This window comes from Mycobacterium sp. SMC-4, from assembly GCF_050205565.1.
In the GTDB taxonomy this organism is placed as follows: Bacteria; Actinomycetota; Actinomycetes; order Mycobacteriales; family Mycobacteriaceae; genus Mycobacterium.
Genome location: NZ_JBNMQU010000004.1, coordinates 1 through 18,331, shown reverse-complemented (window position 1 = coordinate 18,331; position 18,331 = coordinate 1). Strand labels below are relative to the sequence as shown.

General features: G+C 68.0%; 19 protein-coding genes and 1 pseudogene. 12 read left to right on the top strand and 8 right to left on the bottom strand.

Annotated elements, in window-relative coordinates; all coding sequences use genetic code 11:
• The first annotated feature begins 33 nt into the window (after positions 1 to 33).
• The 5 genes from leuA to ACQI46_RS08815 all read left to right on the top strand — a co-directional run bounded on the left by leuA (position 34) and on the right by ACQI46_RS08815 (position 4,520).
• A complete protein-coding gene (gene leuA / locus ACQI46_RS08835) occupies positions 34 to 1,845 on the top strand; it encodes a 2-isopropylmalate synthase (protein WP_427093612.1) in 1,812 nt (603 codons plus the stop codon).
• Positions 1,846 to 1,967: 122 nt separating this feature from the next.
• Entirely contained in the window at positions 1,968 to 2,111 is a 144-nt protein-coding gene (locus ACQI46_RS08830) for a hypothetical protein (RefSeq protein ID WP_427093611.1), read from the top strand.
• Position 2,112: 1 nt separating this feature from the next.
• Positions 2,113 to 3,291, top strand: a complete 1,179-nt coding sequence (locus ACQI46_RS08825; RefSeq protein WP_427093610.1) for a 3,4-dihydroxy-2-butanone-4-phosphate synthase — start codon at positions 2,113 to 2,115, stop codon at positions 3,289 to 3,291.
• A 246-nt stretch (positions 3,292 to 3,537) separates the two neighbouring features.
• Positions 3,538 to 4,023, top strand: coding sequence for an NADPH-dependent FMN reductase (locus ACQI46_RS08820; RefSeq protein WP_427093609.1), 486 nt, complete (start codon positions 3,538 to 3,540; stop codon positions 4,021 to 4,023).
• Positions 4,020 to 4,520, top strand: a complete 501-nt coding sequence (locus ACQI46_RS08815; protein ID WP_427093608.1) for a flavin reductase family protein — start codon at positions 4,020 to 4,022, stop codon at positions 4,518 to 4,520. The genes ACQI46_RS08820 and ACQI46_RS08815 overlap by 4 nt, the downstream gene beginning before the upstream one ends.
• Before the next feature lie 46 nt (positions 4,521 to 4,566).
• On the opposite strand, the gene ACQI46_RS08810 is transcribed toward ACQI46_RS08815, so the two are convergent.
• Positions 4,567 to 5,568: a DEDDh family exonuclease gene (locus ACQI46_RS08810; RefSeq protein ID WP_427093607.1), complete on the bottom strand. Its 1,002-nt coding sequence runs from the start codon at positions 5,566 to 5,568 to the stop codon at positions 4,567 to 4,569.
• Between the two features lie 79 nt (positions 5,569 to 5,647).
• Between ACQI46_RS08810 and ACQI46_RS08805 the strand changes: the two genes are divergently transcribed.
• Both ACQI46_RS08805 and ACQI46_RS08800 read left to right on the top strand, forming a co-directional pair.
• Positions 5,648 to 6,871 (top strand): MurT ligase domain-containing protein, encoded by a 1,224-nt coding sequence (locus ACQI46_RS08805; RefSeq protein ID WP_427093606.1) that lies wholly within the window; start codon positions 5,648 to 5,650, stop codon positions 6,869 to 6,871.
• Positions 6,868 to 7,584 carry a type 1 glutamine amidotransferase gene (locus ACQI46_RS08800; RefSeq protein WP_427093605.1) on the top strand — a complete coding sequence of 239 codons (717 nt, stop codon included), beginning with the start codon at positions 6,868 to 6,870 and terminating at the stop codon, positions 7,582 to 7,584. Before ACQI46_RS08805 ends, ACQI46_RS08800 begins: the two co-directional genes overlap by 4 nt.
• 211 nt (positions 7,585 to 7,795) lie before the next feature.
• Here the strand turns inward: ACQI46_RS08800 and ACQI46_RS08795 are convergent, their stop codons facing one another.
• Both ACQI46_RS08795 and ACQI46_RS08790 read right to left on the bottom strand, forming a co-directional pair.
• Positions 7,796 to 8,455, bottom strand: coding sequence for a response regulator (locus ACQI46_RS08795; protein WP_427093604.1), 660 nt, complete (start codon positions 8,453 to 8,455; stop codon positions 7,796 to 7,798).
• Entirely contained in the window at positions 8,452 to 9,666 is a 1,215-nt protein-coding gene (locus ACQI46_RS08790) for a sensor histidine kinase (RefSeq protein WP_427093603.1), read from the bottom strand. The genes ACQI46_RS08795 and ACQI46_RS08790 overlap by 4 nt, the downstream gene beginning before the upstream one ends.
• A gap of 133 nt (positions 9,667 to 9,799) precedes the next feature.
• Here ACQI46_RS08790 and ACQI46_RS08785 point away from each other — a divergent pair, with 133 nt between their 5' ends.
• Together ACQI46_RS08785 and ACQI46_RS08780 are read left to right on the top strand one after the other, a co-directional pair.
• Positions 9,800 to 10,180 carry a hypothetical protein gene (locus tag ACQI46_RS08785; RefSeq protein WP_427093602.1) on the top strand — a complete coding sequence of 127 codons (381 nt, stop codon included), beginning with the start codon at positions 9,800 to 9,802 and terminating at the stop codon, positions 10,178 to 10,180.
• Positions 10,177 to 11,499: a cytochrome P450 gene (locus tag ACQI46_RS08780; RefSeq protein ID WP_427093601.1), complete on the top strand. Its 1,323-nt coding sequence runs from the start codon at positions 10,177 to 10,179 to the stop codon at positions 11,497 to 11,499. Before ACQI46_RS08785 ends, ACQI46_RS08780 begins: the two co-directional genes overlap by 4 nt.
• Here ACQI46_RS08780 and ACQI46_RS08775 read toward each other — a convergent pair.
• The 3 genes from ACQI46_RS08775 to ACQI46_RS08765 form a co-directional block, all read right to left on the bottom strand.
• Entirely contained in the window at positions 11,480 to 12,367 is an 888-nt protein-coding gene (locus ACQI46_RS08775) for a hypothetical protein (protein ID WP_427093600.1), read from the bottom strand. The genes ACQI46_RS08780 and ACQI46_RS08775 overlap by 20 nt on opposite strands.
• 365 nt (positions 12,368 to 12,732) lie before the next feature.
• Positions 12,733 to 13,344 (bottom strand): recombination mediator RecR, encoded by a 612-nt coding sequence (gene recR, locus ACQI46_RS08770; RefSeq protein ID WP_427093599.1) that lies wholly within the window; start codon positions 13,342 to 13,344, stop codon positions 12,733 to 12,735.
• A 4-nt stretch (positions 13,345 to 13,348) separates the two neighbouring features.
• Positions 13,349 to 13,681 carry a YbaB/EbfC family nucleoid-associated protein gene (locus ACQI46_RS08765; protein WP_427093598.1) on the bottom strand — a complete coding sequence of 111 codons (333 nt, stop codon included), beginning with the start codon at positions 13,679 to 13,681 and terminating at the stop codon, positions 13,349 to 13,351.
• A gap of 115 nt (positions 13,682 to 13,796) precedes the next feature.
• Between ACQI46_RS08765 and ACQI46_RS08760 the strand changes: the two genes are divergently transcribed.
• A complete protein-coding gene (locus ACQI46_RS08760) occupies positions 13,797 to 14,534 on the top strand; it encodes an Rv3717 family N-acetylmuramoyl-L-alanine amidase (protein ID WP_427093914.1) in 738 nt (245 codons plus the stop codon).
• Here ACQI46_RS08760 and ACQI46_RS08755 read toward each other — a convergent pair.
• Positions 14,531 to 14,995: an SRPBCC family protein gene (locus ACQI46_RS08755; protein WP_427093597.1), complete on the bottom strand. Its 465-nt coding sequence runs from the start codon at positions 14,993 to 14,995 to the stop codon at positions 14,531 to 14,533. The two genes, ACQI46_RS08760 and ACQI46_RS08755, sit on opposite strands and share 4 nt — an antisense overlap.
• A 67-nt stretch (positions 14,996 to 15,062) precedes the next feature.
• Between ACQI46_RS08755 and ACQI46_RS08750 the strand changes: the two genes are divergently transcribed.
• Positions 15,063 to 16,442 (top strand): FAD-binding oxidoreductase, encoded by a 1,380-nt coding sequence (locus ACQI46_RS08750; protein ID WP_427093596.1) that lies wholly within the window; start codon positions 15,063 to 15,065, stop codon positions 16,440 to 16,442.
• Positions 16,439 to 17,737 (top strand): class I SAM-dependent methyltransferase, encoded by a 1,299-nt coding sequence (locus ACQI46_RS08745; protein ID WP_427093595.1) that lies wholly within the window; start codon positions 16,439 to 16,441, stop codon positions 17,735 to 17,737. Before ACQI46_RS08750 ends, ACQI46_RS08745 begins: the two co-directional genes overlap by 4 nt.
• A gap of 9 nt (positions 17,738 to 17,746) precedes the next feature.
• Here the strand turns inward: ACQI46_RS08745 and ACQI46_RS08740 are convergent.
• Positions 17,747 to 18,331, bottom strand: a pseudogene (locus tag ACQI46_RS08740) (DNA polymerase III subunit gamma/tau); the annotation flags it as partial.

The window sequence follows — 18,331 nt, the reverse complement described above, 5'->3', positions numbered from 1 at the left end:
CTGAAGTCCTTCTCGAAACCCCGGAGCACCGACATGACTGAGAACTTCAATCCGAGCACCGACGCCTACAGCTCGGTACGTACCATCACCACCCCGTCCGGAGCGCCGAATCCCGGCCAACCCTCCTGGAACACGCAGCGCGGCTCGTCGATGCCGGTGGGCCGGTACCGCAGCTTCACCGAGGAAGTCGAACCCATCCGCCTGCCGGACCGGACCTGGCCCGACAAGGTCATCGACACCGCGCCGATGTGGGCCGCGGTGGACCTGCGCGACGGCAACCAGGCGCTGATCGACCCGATGAGCCCGCAGCGCAAGCGCCGCATGTTCGACCTGCTGGTGCGGATGGGTTACAAGGAGATCGAGGTCGGGTTCCCGTCGGCCAGCCAGACCGACTACGACTTCGTCCGCGAGATCATCGAGCAGGGTGCGATCCCCGACGATGTCACCATCCAGGTGCTGACGCAGTGTCGTCCCGAGCTGATCGAGCGCACCTTCGAGGCGTGCCAGGGCGCCCCGCGCGCGATCGTGCACTTCTACAACTCGACGTCGATCCTGCAGCGTCGCGTGGTGTTCCGTGCCGACCGCGACGCCGTGAAGAAGATCGCCACCGACGGCGCGCGGATGTGCGTCGAGGAGGCCAAGAAGTACCCGGACACGTTGTGGCGCTTCGAGTATTCACCGGAGTCCTACACCGGCACCGAGCTGGAGTACGCCGTCGACGTGTGCAACGCCGTCGCCGAGGTCATCGCGCCGACGCCGGAGTGGCCGCTGATCGTGAACCTGCCCGCGACCGTCGAGATGGCCACCCCCAACGTCTACGCCGACTCGATCGAGTGGATGCACCGCCACCTGACTCCGCGGGACTCGATCATCCTGAGCCTGCACCCGCACAACGATCGCGGAACCGCCGTCGCTGCAGCGGAATTGGGGTACGCAGCCGGAGCAGACCGCATCGAGGGCTGCCTGTTCGGCAACGGTGAACGCACCGGCAACGTGTGCCTGGTGACGCTGGGCCTGAACCTGTTCTCCCGCGGTGTGGACCCGCAGATCGACTTCTCCAACATCGACGAGATACGCCGCACCGTCGAGTACTGCAACCAGCTGCCCGTACCCGAGCGTCACCCCTACGGCGGCGATCTGGTGTACACGGCGTTCTCCGGCAGCCACCAGGACGCCATCAACAAGGGTCTGGACGCGATGAAAGTCACTGCCGACGAGGCAGGTTCGGACGTCGATGACATCCTGTGGCAGGTCCCCTACCTGCCGATCGACCCGAAGGACGTCGGCCGCACCTACGAGGCCGTCATCCGGGTCAACTCGCAGTCCGGCAAGGGCGGCGTGGCCTACATCATGAAGGCAGACCATGGCCTGGCGTTGCCGCGTCGGCTGCAGATCGAGTTCTCCCAGGCGATCCAGAAGATCACCGACGGTGAGGGCGGCGAGGTGTCGCCCAAGGAGATGTGGGACGCGTTCTACGAGGAGTACCTGGCACCGGTGCGCCCGCTGGAACGGATCCGTCAGCGCGTCGACGCCGCCGAGATCGACGGCGGAACCGACAGCATCACCGCGGTCGTCAAGGTCGACGGCGAGGAGCGGGAGATCGTCGGCGCCGGCAACGGCCCGCTCGCGGCGTTCTGTGATGCTTTGGGCGCGCTGGACATTCGGGTCAACGTGCTGGACTACTCCGAACACGCGATGTCGGCTGGCGAGGAAGCCCAGGCCGCGGCCTACGTGGAAGCCGAGATCGACGGGAAGATCGTCTGGGGTGTGGGCATCGCGACCTCCATCACCACGGCTTCACTGCGGGCTGTGGTGTCGGCGGTTAACCGCGCCGCCCGCAGCTGACCGGCCCGTTCGGCCTTCATGCGGCGGGCTGATCCCGCGCAACACCGGTGGTACTGCGACGTCACCGCGCAGTAACGCTCCCCTGTTTGCCTTGGCGGGCAACACGGTGAGGGGAGAAATCGATGACCGGCAGCGGGAAGTTCCATCTGGCGTGGTTCCTGAACTTCGTCGCCGACGAGTGGAACGGACCGTGGGGCGACGGGGGTAGGGACCTCACCGGCGACTTCTACGTCGAGATGGCGCGCGACCACCTGCGCGGGTTCTGAGATGTCACTGATCAGGTTGCGCGGGCACGGCACTGACGGCCCGCACGCGGTGGTCGACAACGCCGTCACGGCGTTGCGCGGTGGCCGCATGATCGTCGTCGTCGACGGGGAGAACCCGGACGAACCGGGCAGTCTCCTGCTCGCCGCAGCCCACGCGAACTCCGCACGGATCGCCTTCATGGTCCGCCATACCGGAGGGATTCTGTCGGTCCCGATGCGTTCGGCCGAGCTGGACCGTCTGCAGTTGCCTCCGATGATCGCCGTCACCGACGACGTCCGCGGCGTGGACCACGCCGTCTCGGTCAACGCCAGAAACGTTGTCGGAAGCGGCGTCTCGGCGGCCGACCGCGCCGCGACGATCGCGTTGCTGGCCGATCCCGCAACGTGCGCAGGCGACCTCAGCCGGCCCGGTCATGTCTTCCCGTTGCGAGCCTCCGACGGAGGGGTACTGCAGCGCGCCGGACACGCCGAAGCGGCGGTTGATCTGGTCGGCATGACGGGTCTGTCGCCGGTCGCGGTGACCGGTGAGATCCTCAACAACGACGGGACGGTGGCCTGCGGTGAGCGACTCCGGTCATTCGTGGCGCGCCACGATCTTCACCTCGTCACCGTCGCCGACCTGATCACCAACCGCCGCCGGACCGAGCGTCTGGTGGAGTTCAAGGCGGTCAGCCGGCTGCCCACCGAACACGGCGAGTTCCAGGCGCACGGATTCCGGTCGGTGCTCGACGGCCGCGAACACGTCGCGCTGGTGATGGGGGACGTATCGGGTCTGCAACCGACCCCCGCTCTGGTGCGGGTGCACTCGGAATGCTTGATTGGCAACGTCTTCCAATCCCTTGGCTGTGACTGTGGCGCCCAGCTGCGCGGCGCCCTGCAGCTGGTCGCCGCCGAAGGCCGCGGTGTCGTGGTCTACCTGCGCGGCCACGAGGCTACGGGAACAGCCCTCTTGCAGAAGTTGTGCAGCCACCATGGATGCGGAACAAGGTCCGGGGCCGACGCGCGCGACTACGGCGTCGGCGCGCAGATCCTGGGTGAACTGGGCATCCGGAGAATGCGGCTGCTGACCGACAATCCCGTCAAGCGAGTGGGACTGGAGTCGTACGGACTCGAGATCACCGAGACCCTGCCGCTGTCGGGCGGCCAGGGACATGGTGGACACCTGCAGGCTGTCTTCTGAGAGGCCGGCGAACTGTGCCGCGTAACGGGACAGGCGCGAGACCTTCCCCACTGCGGTTACGCAGCGACCGTATCTCCTTTTCCGCCACCGCCTATCGCAGCGCGTGACGATGGTGCGCCACCGCGCGCGATTCCGGGTCGGCCTCGGCGCAACGCAGGGTTTACCCGGTCAGCAGATCATGGAAATGTGTCTCACCTTGACTGCTGAAGTGCGCGCCGAATGGCCGGTGACCGGAAAGGTGAATGTATGCCCGTCGTTGTCGTAGGGAACCCGAAGCCGATGTCTCGGACGCGGGCCGCCGCGGAGTTGGTCGCAGAGAAGCTGACCGGCACCGCCCCCGACCATGTGATCGACGTCGTCGACCTCGGGGCGGGCCTGCTGGGTTGGGGCGATCCGAACGTGGCGCAGGCCAAGGACATCGTCAAGTCGGCGGACTGCCTGGTGATCGCTTCCCCGACGTTCAAGGCCACCTACACCGGACTTCTCAAGCTGTTCCTCGACCAGTTCGGGCAGGGCGAGCTGAACCAGATCACGACGTTTCCATTGATGCTCGGCGGCTCCCCCACGCACGCGCTGGCCCCCGAGCTGACGTTGCGGCCGGTGCTGGTGGAGATCGGTGCAAGCTGCCCCGCCCCAAGCCTCTATCTGATCGACTCCGAGTACGAGACGGCACCGGAACTCGACGTGTGGCTCGAGATCGCGCGGCGGTTCGTGCCGAAGGTGCCGGCATGATTCCCGCCGTGGAAGGACAGTTCGACCAGGCGGTGCTGCGTCAAGCCTTCGGGTGCTTTCCCAGCGGTGTGACGGCGTTCTGCGGATTGGTCGACGGCGTCGCCGAGGGGATGGCGGCGAGTTCGTTCACATCGGTGTCCCTGGATCCCCCGCTGGTGTCGGTCTGCGTCGCCAACACGTCGACCACCTGGCCTAAGTTGGCGGGGCTACCCCGCCTCGGGCTCAGTGTGCTGGCCAGTGAACACGGGACCGTCGCACGGTCGCTGTCGGCGAAGACCGGGGACCGGTTCAGCGGTGTCGCCTGGGAGGCGACCGAGACGGGTGCGGTGTTCGTGCACGGCTCGACGCTGTGGTTGGAGTGCGCGCCGTTCAAGCGGGTCGAGGCCGGCGACCACGAGATCGTGGTACTGCAGATCGTCGCGTTGGCGATCTACCCGGATGTGGCCCCGATGGTGTTCCACCGCAGCGGCTTCCACGGGTTGGCGCCCACTGCCTGACGGTCTGAACTGCCGGAGGCGACGTGGCACGTCACCCGGTGGACGCTCAGAACAACGCGAACTGGTCGCCCGCCGGCGACTGCTCGACGAATTCCTCGATGGCCGAACCGCCGATCACCGAGTCGAGCCGCTGCAGGAACTCGTCGCTGCCCAGTAGCGGGACACCGAACTCGCCGGCCTGGTAGCCCCTGCCCTGCGCCGGCACGGGGTCGTCGCAGACCACCAGCGAGGTGTGGGCGTCGACCGCGTCGGTGTAGGCGAGCCCGGCGGCCACGATGCGTTCGACGAGTTCCTCGTGGGTGTGGTCGACCTCGGCGGCCAGCGCCACGCGCATGCCCTGCACCAGCGGCCGGTCCGCGACGAAGCGTCCCGGGTTGGCGTACCGGCACGGCATCCGTGCGGCCAGCGCCTTCAGAGGGCGCAGCTCGTCGTGGGTGACGCGGCCGTTGGGCCACCGGCGCCGCGTCACCGGATGCACCGGAAGCCACTTGCGCAGTTCGTGGGCACGCACCAGGACCGGCTTGAGGATCTGTGCCAGCACCATCGCGTCGTCGAGCGCGTCGTGCGGCCGGATCTGCGTGACACCCCAGTGCGCGGCCAGCGTCTCCAGACGCAGGTTGTCCAGGCCCAGGTCACACCGGCGCGCCAGTTCCACGGTGCACATCACCGAATCGACCGGCAGTTCGGCGTGCACCAGCTCGGCTTCGGCCGCCAGAAACGCGTAGTCGAACCCGACGTTGTGGGCAACCAGGGTGCGGCCGCGCAGCACCTCGGCGAGGTCGGCGACGACGTCACCGAAAGTGGGTTGACCGGCGAGCATCTCGGCCGTCAGACCGTGCACGTGGGTGGGGCCAGGGTCGACACCCGGGTTGAGCAGGGTGTACAGGCTGTTCTCGACGTTGCCGTCGTCGCTGAGGGCCAGCGCGGCGACGCTGACCACCCGCGCCTGGCCGGGACGGAAACCGCTGGTCTCGACGTCGACGACCGCCCAACCTGAGCCGGGCTCATCTGCTGGTCTGCCCCAGCGGGTCGCCACAGTTGAGCTCACACCCCCGAGGATGGCACGCGCCGCTGACAAGCCGTGCTCCATCAGGCCGCGTGTCGGACGCTTCTCTAGACTGCCGGGAATGGTCACACGGCGCGGACGGGTCGCGCTCGCAGCAGGTGCTGCGGCGCGGTGGGCCTCGCGGGTCACCGGTCGCGGAGCGGGCGCGATGATCGGCGGGCTGGTCGCGATGACGCTGGACCGCTCGCTGCTGGCGCAGCTGGGCCGGAACCGCCGCACGATCGTCATCACCGGCACCAACGGCAAGTCGACCACCACCCGGATGGCCGCCGCCGCCCTGGGCACGCTCGGCGAGGTCGCGATCAACGCCGAGGGTGCCAACATGGACGCCGGTCTGGTCGCCGCGCTGGCGCTGTCCCCGGACGCGCCGCTGGCCGCGCTCGAGGTCGACGAGATGCACGTCCCCCACGTCAGCGACGCGGTGACCCCGTCGGTGATCGTCCTTCTCAACCTGTCCCGCGACCAGCTCGACCGCGTCGGTGAGATCAACCACATCGAGCGCACCCTGCGGGCCGGGCTGGCCCGTCATCCCGCTGCGGTGGTGGTGGCCAACTGCGACGACGTGTTGATGACGTCGGCGGCCTACGACAGCCCCCACACGGTCTGGGTAGCCGCGGGCGGCAGCTGGGCCAGCGACTCGGTGAGTTGTCCCCGCTCGGGCGAGGTGATCGTCCGCGACGGCAGGCACTGGCACTCCACCGGGAGCGACTTCAAGCGGCCCGACCCGGACTGGTGGTTCGACGACACCCACCTCTACGGGCCTGACGGGCTGAAGCTGCCGATGACGCTGACGTTGCCCGGCGCGGTGAACCGCGGCAACGCCGCGCAGGCGGTGGCTGCCGCGGTGACGCTGGGCGCCGATCCCGCTGCGGCGGTGGCCGCGGTGTCGGCCGTCGACGAGGTCGCGGGCCGCTACCGGACCGTGCAGGTGGGTCCGCACACCGTGCGGCTGCTGTTGGCGAAGAATCCGGCCGGGTGGCAGGAAGCGCTGTCAATGCTCGACCGCGACGCCGCGGGCGTGGTCATCTCGGTCAACGGGCAGGTGCCCGACGGAGAAGATCTGTCCTGGTTGTGGGATGTGCGGTTCGAAGACTTCGAGAATGTCCCGGTCGTGGCTGCCGGGGAGCGCGGCACCGATTTGGCCGTGCGCCTCGGGTACGCCGGCGTCGAGCACACGCTGGTACACGACACGATGGCCGCGATCGCGTCGTGCCCGCCCGGCCACGTCGAGGTGCTGGCCAACTACACGGCGTTCCTGCAACTGAACAGGCGGTTGCCTCAATGAGTGAGTCGACGGTGCGGATCGGTCTGGTGCTCCCCGACGTGATGGGCACCTACGGGGACGGCGGCAACTCGCTGGTGTTGCGACAGCGCCTGCGGCTGCGGGGAATCGGCGCCGAGATCGTCGAGATCACGCTGGACGATCCGGTGCCCGCCGAGTTGGACCTCTACACCCTCGGGGGCGCCGAAGACTATGCTCAGCGCCTGGCCACCAAGCATCTGTCCCGCTATCCCGGTCTGCAGCAAGCGGTTTCGCGCGGCGCTCCGGTGCTGGCGATCTGCGCGGCCATCCAGGTGCTGGGCCACTGGTATGAAACCTCGGCCGGTGAGCGCGTGGACGGCGTCGGACTGCTGGACGCGACCACGTCACCGCAGGAGCAGCGCAGCATCGGCGAGGTCGCAGCCACACCGCTGATCGACGGCCTGACCGAACCACTCACCGGCTTCGAAAACCACCGTGGCGGAACAGTTCTCGGACCCGAAGCCCGGCCATTGGGCGCGGTGACCAAGGGTGCGGGCAACCGCGCCGGTGACGGCTACGACGGTGCCGTGCAGGGCTCGGTGGTCGCGACCTACCTGCACGGGTGCTGCCTGGCGCGCAACCCGGAGTTGGCCGACCATCTGCTGGCGAAGGTGGTCGGGCCGCTGGCCCCGTTGGATCTGCCGGAGGTCACGCAGCTGCGTCGGGAACGGCTGGCCGCACCTCGGCGGGTGTGAGGTGGTCGAGTGCACCGCCTGTGCTGCGGGCACCTGTGATCACGGGCAACGGTGCCCGATGATGGTGCGCTGGTACGACGACGTCTGGGACGGGACGTTCTGGCGGCGGTGTGAGTGCACAGCGTGGGCGGTGGCCGACGAGTTCCCGGTGACGGTTCGGCGCATCGACGAGTCCTAGCGGGCCCGCGCGCAGGCGGATCCACAGACGGGCTCACGCGCGCGGTGCCACGATCCCGTGCTGGTATGCGTAGACGATCGCTGCCGCACGGTCGCGCAACCGCAGTTTGAGGAAGATTCGGCCGATATGGCTCTTGACCGTGACTCCCGAAATGACCAGTTCATCGGCGATCTCGGCGTTGGACCGACCCTTGGCCATCAGCCGCAGCACGTCCAGCTCGCGCGGCGTCAGGTCGTCGACCTCGACGCCGACGGGTTCCTCGGCCACTGTCCGGTAGGTGTCGAGCACCCGCGCTGTGACGGACGGGTCGAGAAAGCCGTCACCGCGTGCCACCGCATGCACTGCACGGATCAACTCCTCAGCAGGTGAGTCCTTGAGGACGAAACCCGCTGCGCCCGCGCGTATCACACCGGAGAGCAATTCTTCATCGCTGAACGTGGTGAGCGCCAGCACCGGCGGCCCGCCTGCCTCGGTGAGCCGGCGCGTCGCTTCGATTCCGTTGACCCGCTTCATTCGCAGGTCCATCACCACGACATCGGGCCGGTACTCGGCGACAGCAGCAGGAACCTCGTCCCCGTCGGCGCACTCCCCCACCACGGCGATACCGTCCTTGCGACGCAGGATCCGCCTGAGTCCGGAGCGGACCAACTCCTGGTCGTCGACCAGTAGCGCTCCGATGGTGTCGCCGGTCATACGCTGCAGCCCCGGAACATGCATGATCCGTCGTCGAACGGGATCGTCGCCCGGACGAGCCAATGGTCGTCCAACGGGCCGGCGCTGATCGTGCCGCCGAATTGTTCGACGCGCTGGCGCATTCCGTGCATCCCACGGCCGACACTGCCTGTCACCGTGGCCACTGGAACCGGCAGCCGGTTGGTCACCGTCAGCGTCGCTGAAGACGATGACACGGCCAGCATCATCTGCGCGTGCGCGTCGGGTGCGTGCTTGGCGATGTTGGCCAGTGATTCCTGCGCGATGCGGTACAAGGCCAGCCCCACCGTCGCCGAGATGCGCTCCTGCGAACCCCTGAATTCGACATCGACGTCGAGGCCCGCTCGCACGAAGTCGTCGACGAGCAGCGGGATGTCGGCGACACCGGGCTCCGGCGCGACCTTTCCCACAGCGTCGTCGAGCAAGCCGACGGTGCGGCGGATGTCGGCCATGGCTTGTCGCCCCAGCCGCTCGGCCTGCTCGAGCGCGTCCACTGCTTCGTCGACATCGCGGTCCTGCTGCAGACCGCGGCGCGCTCCGGTGACATGCAACAGGGTGACGCTCAGTGAGTGCGCGATGACGTCGTGGACCTCGCGGGCGATGCGCCGGCGCTCGTCGGTGGCGGCGTGTTCGGCCAGCTGCTGCTGCGCCTGCCGTTGCTCCATCAGCAGTTGCTGCTGAATACGCATCAGATACCCGACGAGCCAACCGATCCCGATGAAGCTGAGATACAGCCACGGGGTGTCGATGCGGTCCAGCGCGACACCCGCGCCGAGTATCGCGGCCGCAGTGCCTGCAGCCACCATTCCGCCCCGCAACGATGTCATCGAACCGATTACTCCGGTCACCAGGCCGAGCAGCACGGGGGCGAAGTCGCCCTCGATCGGTGCCGACATGGCGAAAAGCCAGACCGAGATCGCCACCATCCAGGCGAGTCCGAGCGCGAAGGCCTCAAACGGGGGCTCCACGGTGACGTCCAGCATGAAGAACGCGATGTACGGCGCGTAGGCGACGACGAGTCCGAGGACACCGATCCACCACTGCGATGCGGGTCGCTGCAGCAGCGCCACCACGGCGACGGCCCACAGGGTCACGTCGATGCTCACCACGATGCGCCAGGAGAAGCCGCCCGGCATCATCTCGCCCTTCCGGCGCACATAGCGCCGGAAACGGCGCTTCACCGCAGCCAGCATCGTGTCAGTCTATGGTCGCGGGGCCCTCGGTGACATCAGACTGCGGTAGGCAACAGGCCTCCTACCACGGTAGGAGTTCAAGATCGGACCGCGGCACGACGATTCCCGCGGCCCATCCTCATAGCGTCGAGCCATGACATGGTCACAGTTGCACGAGCGAATGGCCTTCATGGCCGACATGGTTGAACACGCCGCCACCGACGCCCCCCGCGCGCTGGACAACGCGGCACGATCCGTCGAAGTACGTCGACTCTTCGGCGACGAGGAGGGCCTGCTGCTGGCGCTGCGGCACCGATGGATCACGATGCTGGCCGCCAAGCTCGACCAGGCGGCCTACGACGACGTTCCCGCCGAACAGGCGCGCGCCGAACTCGCGGCGGCGCATCCCGGGCTGCGGGCGATCCTCGACATCGCCGCCCGCAGATCGGTGCGGGTGCGAGCTCTCGACCGCGGCGAGCAGCAGATGGTCGATTACTACGCTGGTCCGCATCCGGGCGGACTGACCGTCGCATGAGGTCCCGGCCGGCGGTCTGGTTGCGCTGGGCCGCCGTGCACGGCGTACCGCGGGCATTCCTGACGATGCGGGCGCGCGGCGGTGAGCCGTTGGCCCGGCTCGTGCTCGGACACGGTGACCGCCTGTCACTTATCGAGGAGGTCCGCGACGCGGGCCCGTTGCTGCGAACACCGGTGGTGTGGGCGAGCGCCGATCACCAGGTGTGTCGAACAGTGTTGCGGGACCGTGCCTTCGGTGTGGCGGATCCGTCGGAGACGGGACTGCCCGACTGGCTGCTCCGGCTCGTGCGACGCGTCGACCCGGCGTTGCCGAACCCGGTGGAGCCGCCGTCGATGTTGATGGCCGACCCACCGCAGCACACCGAGCTGCGACGTCTGGTCGCGCACAGTTTCGCTCCGAAGCCGATCGCGGGCCTGGAGACGCGGATCAGCGAGCTGACCTCGAGCCTGTTGGACGGCCTCGGCCGGCACGCGAGTGTGGACCTGATCGCCGACTACGCGGCGCCCCTGCCGGCCGCGGTGATCTCGGAGATGCTCGGGGTACCGGACGGGGACAGGTCGCGGATCCTGCACTGGGGCAACACGGTCTCCGCGATGCTCGACATCGGCATTGGGTGGAGGCCGTTCCGCGCCGCGATCGACGGGCTCGTCGACGTCGATGACTATCTGCGCGAGCATTTCCGGCGCATGCATGTCGAGGGCTCGGATCCCGATCTGGCTCCGCCGGCGACCGAGACACCGCTGCGGCGGCTCGCACTAAACGGCCACCTGTCCGGACGCCAATTGATCTCCAATGCAGCGCTTCTCATCGGCGCCGGGGTGGAGACCACAGTGAACTTGATCGGCAACGGCATCGCGGCGCTGCTCGCCCATCCTGACCAGTTGACGCTGTTGCAGGAGAACCCGGCCTTGTGGCCGACGGCCGTCGAGGAGATCCTGCGCTACGACAGCCCGGTCCAGATCGCGGCGCGAGCCGCGCTCCACGACACCGAGATCATGGGTCGCGAGATTCCCAAGGGTGCGGTGATCGTCTTGCTGTTGGGTGGCGCCAATCGCGACCCGCAGGTGTTCGACCGGCCGGAGAGGTTCGACATCACCCGACCGAACGCCAAGGAGCACCTGGCATTCGGCACCGGCATCCACGTCTGCCTGGGCGCGGCGCTGGCCCGCAGCGAAGGCGCGACAGCGTTGCGTGAGCTGTTCACCCGTTACCCGGACCTGCGGCTCCACGAGCCTCCCGAGCGTCGCGGCGTGGTGAACCTGCACGGATACCGTCGGCTGGCCGCACAGCTCACAACTGCTACGCGGCGAGCGTCCTGACCAACCGCTGCACCTCGGCGACTTCCAGACGGCAGCCGCGCAATGTCAGCGCGGCCTCGGTTCTGGCGAGCCACTGCGCCGGCGGATCTTCCGCGATCACCCGGATGACGATCCAGCCCAGCTCCTCGAGCATGCGCACCCGCGCGATGTCCTTGACGTACTGTTGGCGGTTCTTACGGTGGTGATCGCCGTCGTATTCGACGGCCACTTGGTACTGCGGCCAGCCCATGTCCAGGAACGCGACCGGCCGTGAGCCGTCGAGGACGGGAATCTGGGTCTGCGGACGCGGAAAGCCGCAGTCGCACAACCACAGTCGGATCAGGCTCTCACGCGGTGAGGCCGCACCTCCATCGACGAGCGGCAACAGGTCACGGAGTTGGCCCAGCCCACGGACCCGGGGTCTGCGGTCGGCGAGTTCGGCCACTTCGTCGGTCGAGAACTCCTGGTTCCACATCAGCGCATCCAGACGCGCGAGTGCCTCGCCACGGGGCAGCAGCCGGCCTAGGTCGAACGCGGTCCTGATGCGGGAGGTGACCGGAAGGCCGCAACGATGAACGATCTCGTCGTCGTCAAGCCCATCTGTGCGGGTGATCAGCCCCGGTTGCGGACGGCTCTTCACGCCGGTCACCTCGATCGGGATGTCGGGATCGACCCAGGACGCTCCGTGCAGAGCGGATGCTGCCACCCCCGCGACCACGCCTTTGCGCTTGGTGGTCAGCCACGCCCCGATCGCACGGTCACGCAGCGATACATCGGCACCCTTGCGAACGAACACCCCTCGGTACAGCGGTGTGTACCAACGTGCGAGCTCGTGTCTGGTCACCACGCCCGCCCTGACGGCTTCGCCGCCCAGAATGACCTCACTCATGCGGGTATCGTGCCAAGGCCCACCGACATGCAGCGCATGGAGCATCACCTGCCCCACCTATCCGCTTTTCTCAGAGGAAATGCGAGTAAGGGCCTGCAAAAAGCGGATAGGTGTGTCCCGTGGGACCAACAGGACTGACGCGGCCTCAGACCCAACCGGACCGGCCGACCCCCGACACAGCACCGGTGGAGCATCACCTGCCCCACCTATCCGCTTTTCTCAAAGAAAGTGCGAGTAAGGCCCTGCAAAAAGCGGATAGGTGACCAACGGGACGGACGGGACCGACGCGGCCCCAGACCCAACGGGACGGACGGGACCGACGCGACCCCAGACCCAACCGGACTGACGCGACCCCAGACCCGCGGCTACGCCATCGCGCGGCGGCCCGCCAGCGCCCGGCCCAGAGTCAGCTCGTCGGCGAACTCGAGGTCCCCGCCCATCGGCAGGCCGGACGCGATGCGGGTGACCGTCAGCCCGGGGATATCGCGCAGCATCCGCACCAGGTAGGTAGCGGTGGCCTCGCCCTCGGTGTTGGGATCGGTCGCGATGATCACCTCGGCGACGTCGACGCCGTCGACACGCTCACCGATGCGGTTGAGCAGCTCGCGGATACGCAGCTGATCAGGACCGATACCCGACAGCGGGTCCAGCGCACCGCCGAGCACGTGGTAGCGGCCGCGAAACTCGCGGGTGCGCTCGACGGCCTGGACGTCCTTGGGCTCCTCGACCACGCACACCAGCGACGCGTCGCGGCGCGGGTCGCTGCAGATACGGCAGCGCTCCTCGTCGCTGACGTTGCCGCACACCGCGCAGAACGTGACGCCGTCGCGAACGCGGTTGAGCACCGCGGTCAGCCGGTCGATGTCGGGCGGTTCCACCGAGAGCAGATGGAACGCGATGCGCTGAGCGCTCTTGGGGCCGATGCCGGGTAGCTTGCCCAGCTCGTCGATCAGATCCTGGACAGGTCCTTCGAACAAAAAGTCACATCCCTGGGATGCCCAGGCCACCCATGCCGCCGGCCAGAGGACCGAGGCGGTCGTGGGCGAGGATGGTGACCTGCTTGGCCGCGTCGGCGATCGCACCGACCACGAGGTCCTGCAGCGTTTCCACATCGGACGGGTCGACGACCTTCGGGTCGATCGACACCGCGACCACCTCGCCGCTGCCGCGCATGGTCACCTGCACCAGTCCGCCGCCGGCCTGGCCGTGCACCTGGGCGTTGGCGAGGGCTTCCTGCGCCTCCATCAGCTGTTGTTGCACCTGCTGAGCTTGGGCGAGCAGTGCGGACATATCGGGTTGGCCACCGGGCTGCATGACTGATCCTCTTTGCTTTGGTTGCGTATCGGTCTCGACTTGGTTGCGCTCGTCCACAAGCGGCACTTCGGACTTCCAGGGTAGTCCGGCCCACGGCTACGGTGTCGCCGTGCCCGTGCCAGCCCTCCTGCGTGTCGGGGCCGCTGCGGTGGCCGCGCTCGTCACCGCCGCCACAGTCTCTGTTCCCGCACACGCCGCCCCGTCCGCCGTCGCCGGAAAGATCGTGTTCCTCGATCCCGGTCATCAGGCCTCGATGGCAGGCCTGAGCCGTCAAGTGCCCACCGGCCGCGGTGGCACCAAGGACTGCCAGGCCAGCGGCACCTCCGCCGCGGACGGCCTCACCGAGCACTCCTTCGCCTGGGACACCACGCTGCGTATCCGCCAGGCCCTGACCGGGCTTGGCGTGCGCACCGCGATGTCCCGCGGCGACGACTCCGGGCCCGGGCCCTGCGTGGACGAGCGCGCGGCGATGGCCAACGCCCTGCGTCCCAATGCCGTGGTCTCGATCCACGCCGACGGTGGTCCGCCCACCGGGCGCGGATTCCACGTGCTGTATTCGTCGCCGCCGCTCAACGCGGCCCAAGCCGGTCCGTCGGTGCAGTTCGCGCGTGTGATGCGCGACCAGCTGCAGGCATCGGGCATTCCGCCGTCGACCTACATCGGCTCTTCAGGCCTGAACCCGCGCTCGGACATCGCGGGGCTGAATCTCGCGCAATTCCCGTCGATCCTCGTCGAGCTGGGCAACATGAAAAACCCTGCCGACTCGGCGCTGATGAAGACGCCGGAGGGCCGGCAGAAATACGCCGACGCGGTGGTGCGCGGGATCGTGGCGTTCCTGAGCACCCAGGGCTAGCCCTGGACGCCCTCGATCCCGATGGTGCCCTCGACCTCGCGCTTGAGGTTGCCGAGCACCTCGGTCTGGATCTTGCGCAGCCCGATCGGGGCGAAGGTCTTCTCGAAGAACCCGCCGATGCCGCCGGCACCCTGCCAGGACGTCTTCACCGTCACCGACGATCCGGGGCCTGCCGGGGCGACGGTCCAGTTGGTCACCATCGACGAGTTCGCGTCCTTCTCGATGACGGTGCGGCCGGCCACGTCGACGTTGGCCTTGACGTCGCGGGAGCGTGACTTGGTGGCCTGCAGTTTCCACTGCACGACCGTGCCGGCGCCCTGACCGCCTTCGAGCACCTGGTAACCGCTGTAGTGCTCGGAGAGGATCTTCGGGCGCATCGCCTCGTAGTCCGAAACGGCGGCCAGCACCGTCGCCGGATCGGCATCGATCAGAACCGAACTCGTCGCGCTGACCTGTCCCATCGGTGCACACTCCTCGTCAGTTGCGGATGCAGTCGCATCCCGTGTCTCTGCGGACTAGCGTATATGTGTGCCTGCTGCCTGGACTGAATCACGGGCTGGGCATGCGCAGGGGGTACAGCGGCTGCTGGCCAGCTACCGCGCGATCCCTGGCGATGCCACCGTCCGTCTCGCCAAACCGACGTCGAATCTGTTTCGTGCCCGCGCCAAGACCGACGCGCCGGGACTGGATGTGTCCGGTTTGACCGGTGTGATCGAGGTGGACGCCGACGCCCGCACCGCCGACGTCGCCGGCATGTGCACCTACGAGGATCTGGTCGCTGCCACACTGCCGTACGGCCTTTCGCCACTGGTGGTTCCACAGCTGAAGACCATCACCCTCGGCGGCGCGGTCACGGGGCTGGGCATCGAGTCGGCGTCGTTCCGCAACGGCCTGCCGCACGAGTCGGTGCTGGAGATGGACGTCCTCACCGGCACCGGCGAGATCGTGCGCGCCGCGCCCGACGAGAACACCGACCTGTACCGGTCGTTCCCCAATTCCTATGGCACGCTCGGCTATTCCGTGCGGCTGAAGATCGAGCTGGAGCCGGTCGAGCCGTTCGTGGCATTGCGCCACATCCGCTTTCACTCGTTGGACGCCCTGATGGAGACCATGGCCCGGGTGGTCGAAACCCGCGGTCTGGACGGCGATCCCGTGGACTACGTCGACGGGGTGGTGTTCAGCGCCGACGAGAGCTATCTGTGCCTCGGGGTGCGGACGGCCGCCCCGGGCCCGGTCAGCGATTACACCGGACAGGACATCTACTACCGCTCCATCCAGCATTCCGACGGGGAGAAGCATGACCGGCTCACCGTGCACGACTACCTGTGGCGGTGGGACACCGACTGGTTCTGGTGTTCGCGTGCGTTCGGCGCACAGAACCCGCGGATCCGCCGCTGGTGGCCGCGCCGGTACCGGCGCAGCAGTGTCTACTGGAAGCTGATCGCCTACGATCAGCGCTTCGACATCGCCGACCGCATCGAGAAGCGGAACGGCCGCCCACCGCGTGAGCGGGTGGTGCAGGACATCGAGGTACCGACCGGCCGGACCGTCGAGTTCCTGCAGTGGTTCCTGGACAACGTGCCCATCGAGCCGATGTGGTTGTGTCCGTTGCGACTCCGTGACGACGCCGGCTGGCCGTTGTACCCGATCCGGCCGCAGCAGACGTACGTCAACGTGGGTTTCTGGTCGTCGGTGCCCGTCGGACCCGAGGAAGGGCACACCAACAAACTGATCGAGCGCAAGGTCAGCGACCTCGACGGGCACAAGTCGTTGTACTCCGACTCGTTCTACTCGCGGGAGGAATTCGACGAACTCTACGGCGGCGAGGTCTACAACACCGTGAAGAAGACCTACGACCCAGACTCCCGGTTTCTCGATTTGTATGCGAAAGCGGTGCGACGGCAATGACAACGGCTCATCACACCAGCGGCAAACTCACCCTCGCCGAGATTCTCGAGTTGCTGGCCGGCGGACGATCCCCGTTGCGCTTCAGCGCCTATGACGGCAGCAGCGCCGGGGCACCGGACGCCGAGCTCGGACTGGAGCTGCTGACCCCGCGGGGCACCACGTACCTGGCCACCGCACCGAACGACCTCGGGCTGGCGCGGGCGTACATCTCCGGGGACCTGGCGCTGCACGGCGTGCATCCGGGCGACCCTTACCCGGTGTTGACCGCACTGACCGACCGGCTGGAGTTCAAGCGGCCGCCGGCACGGGTGCTGGCCAATATCGTCCGGTCGATCGGGCTGGAGCGCCTCAAGCCGGTCGCACCGCCGCCACAGGAGGCCCTCCCCCGCTGGCGTCGCGTTGCAGAGGGGTTGCGGCACAGCAAGACTCGTGACGCCGAGGTGATCCATCACCACTACGACGTGTCGAACAGGTTCTACGAGTGGGTCCTGGGCCCGTCGATGACCTACACCTGCGCGACGTATCCGGACCAGGACGCGACCCTCGACGAGGCCCAGGACAACAAGTACCGGTTGGTGTTCGAGAAACTGAACCTCTCCCCCGGCGACCGGTTGCTCGACGTGGGCTGTGGCTGGGGCGGGATGGTGCGGTACGCCGCTCGGCACGGCGTGCGGGCCATCGGGGTGACGCTGTCGAAGAACCAGGCCGAGTGGGCGCAGAAGGCGATCGCCGAGGAGGGCCTGGGCGACCTGGGCGAGGTCCGCCACATGGACTACCGCGATGTGGCGGAGACGCAGTTCGACGCGGTGTCCTCGATCGGTCTGACCGAGCACATCGGGGTGGCCAACTATCCGGCGTACTTCGAGTTCCTGAAGTCTCGGCTGCGGCCGGGTGGCCTGCTGCTCAATCACTGCATCACCCGAAACAACAATCGGCACAACACCTCTGCCGGCGGATTCATCGACCGCTACGTGTTCCCGGACGGCGAACTGACAGGGTCGGGGCGCATCATCACCGAGATGCAGGACGTCGGGTGGGAGGTGTTGCACGAGGAGAACCTGCGCCACCACTACGCGTTGACGTTGCGCGATTGGAACCGCAACCTCGTCGAGCACTGGGACGAAGCGGTCGCCGAGGTCGGCCTGGCCACTGCCAAGGTGTGGGGGCTGTATCTGGCGGCCTCGCGAGTGGGCTTCGAGCAGAACGCGATTCAGCTGCACCAGGTGCTGGGCGTCAAGCTCGACGATCGTGGCGGTGACGGCGGCTTGCCCTTGCGCCCGTGGTGGACGCCCTGACGCGGCCGCTCAGCCCTCGATGCGACGCGCCCCGAGTTCGTTCTGCAACAGCTCCAGCGCCGCTTCCTCGGGATCGCGGCGCGGCGCGGCTTCGGCGTGGCTGGCCTCGGCGAGCATGTCCTCCACGTCCTCCTCGGGCGGCGGTGGAGGCTCGGCCGGGGCACGGCGCGGCTCGTCGGCCGGTGCCGCAGGGGTCGGCGCAGCGCCCGCTTCGCAGCGGATGGTCCAGTTGACTCCGAGCGCGTCCTTGAGTGCTTCCCGGATGACCTCGGCGTTGCGTTGCTCGGTGAGACGACGGGCCAGCGGTGCCGATTCGTGACTGAGCACCAGGGTGTTGTCCTCGACGGCGCGCACGATCGCTCCGGCGAGCATCACCTCGGTGGTGCGGCTGCGTTCGCGCACCTTCTCCCGAACCGTCGACCACATGCTGCGCACAGCGGCTGCGTTGGGCTGACCGGCCGCGACGGCGGCCGCCGGTGTGGTGGCGGGCGCTTCCACGGCCGGGGCGGCCGGGGGACGGACCGGCGGCGGTGAAGACGGTTCGGCTGCAACGGGTTCCGGTGCTGGGCGCGGCGGCTCTGGGGCGCGCTGGGG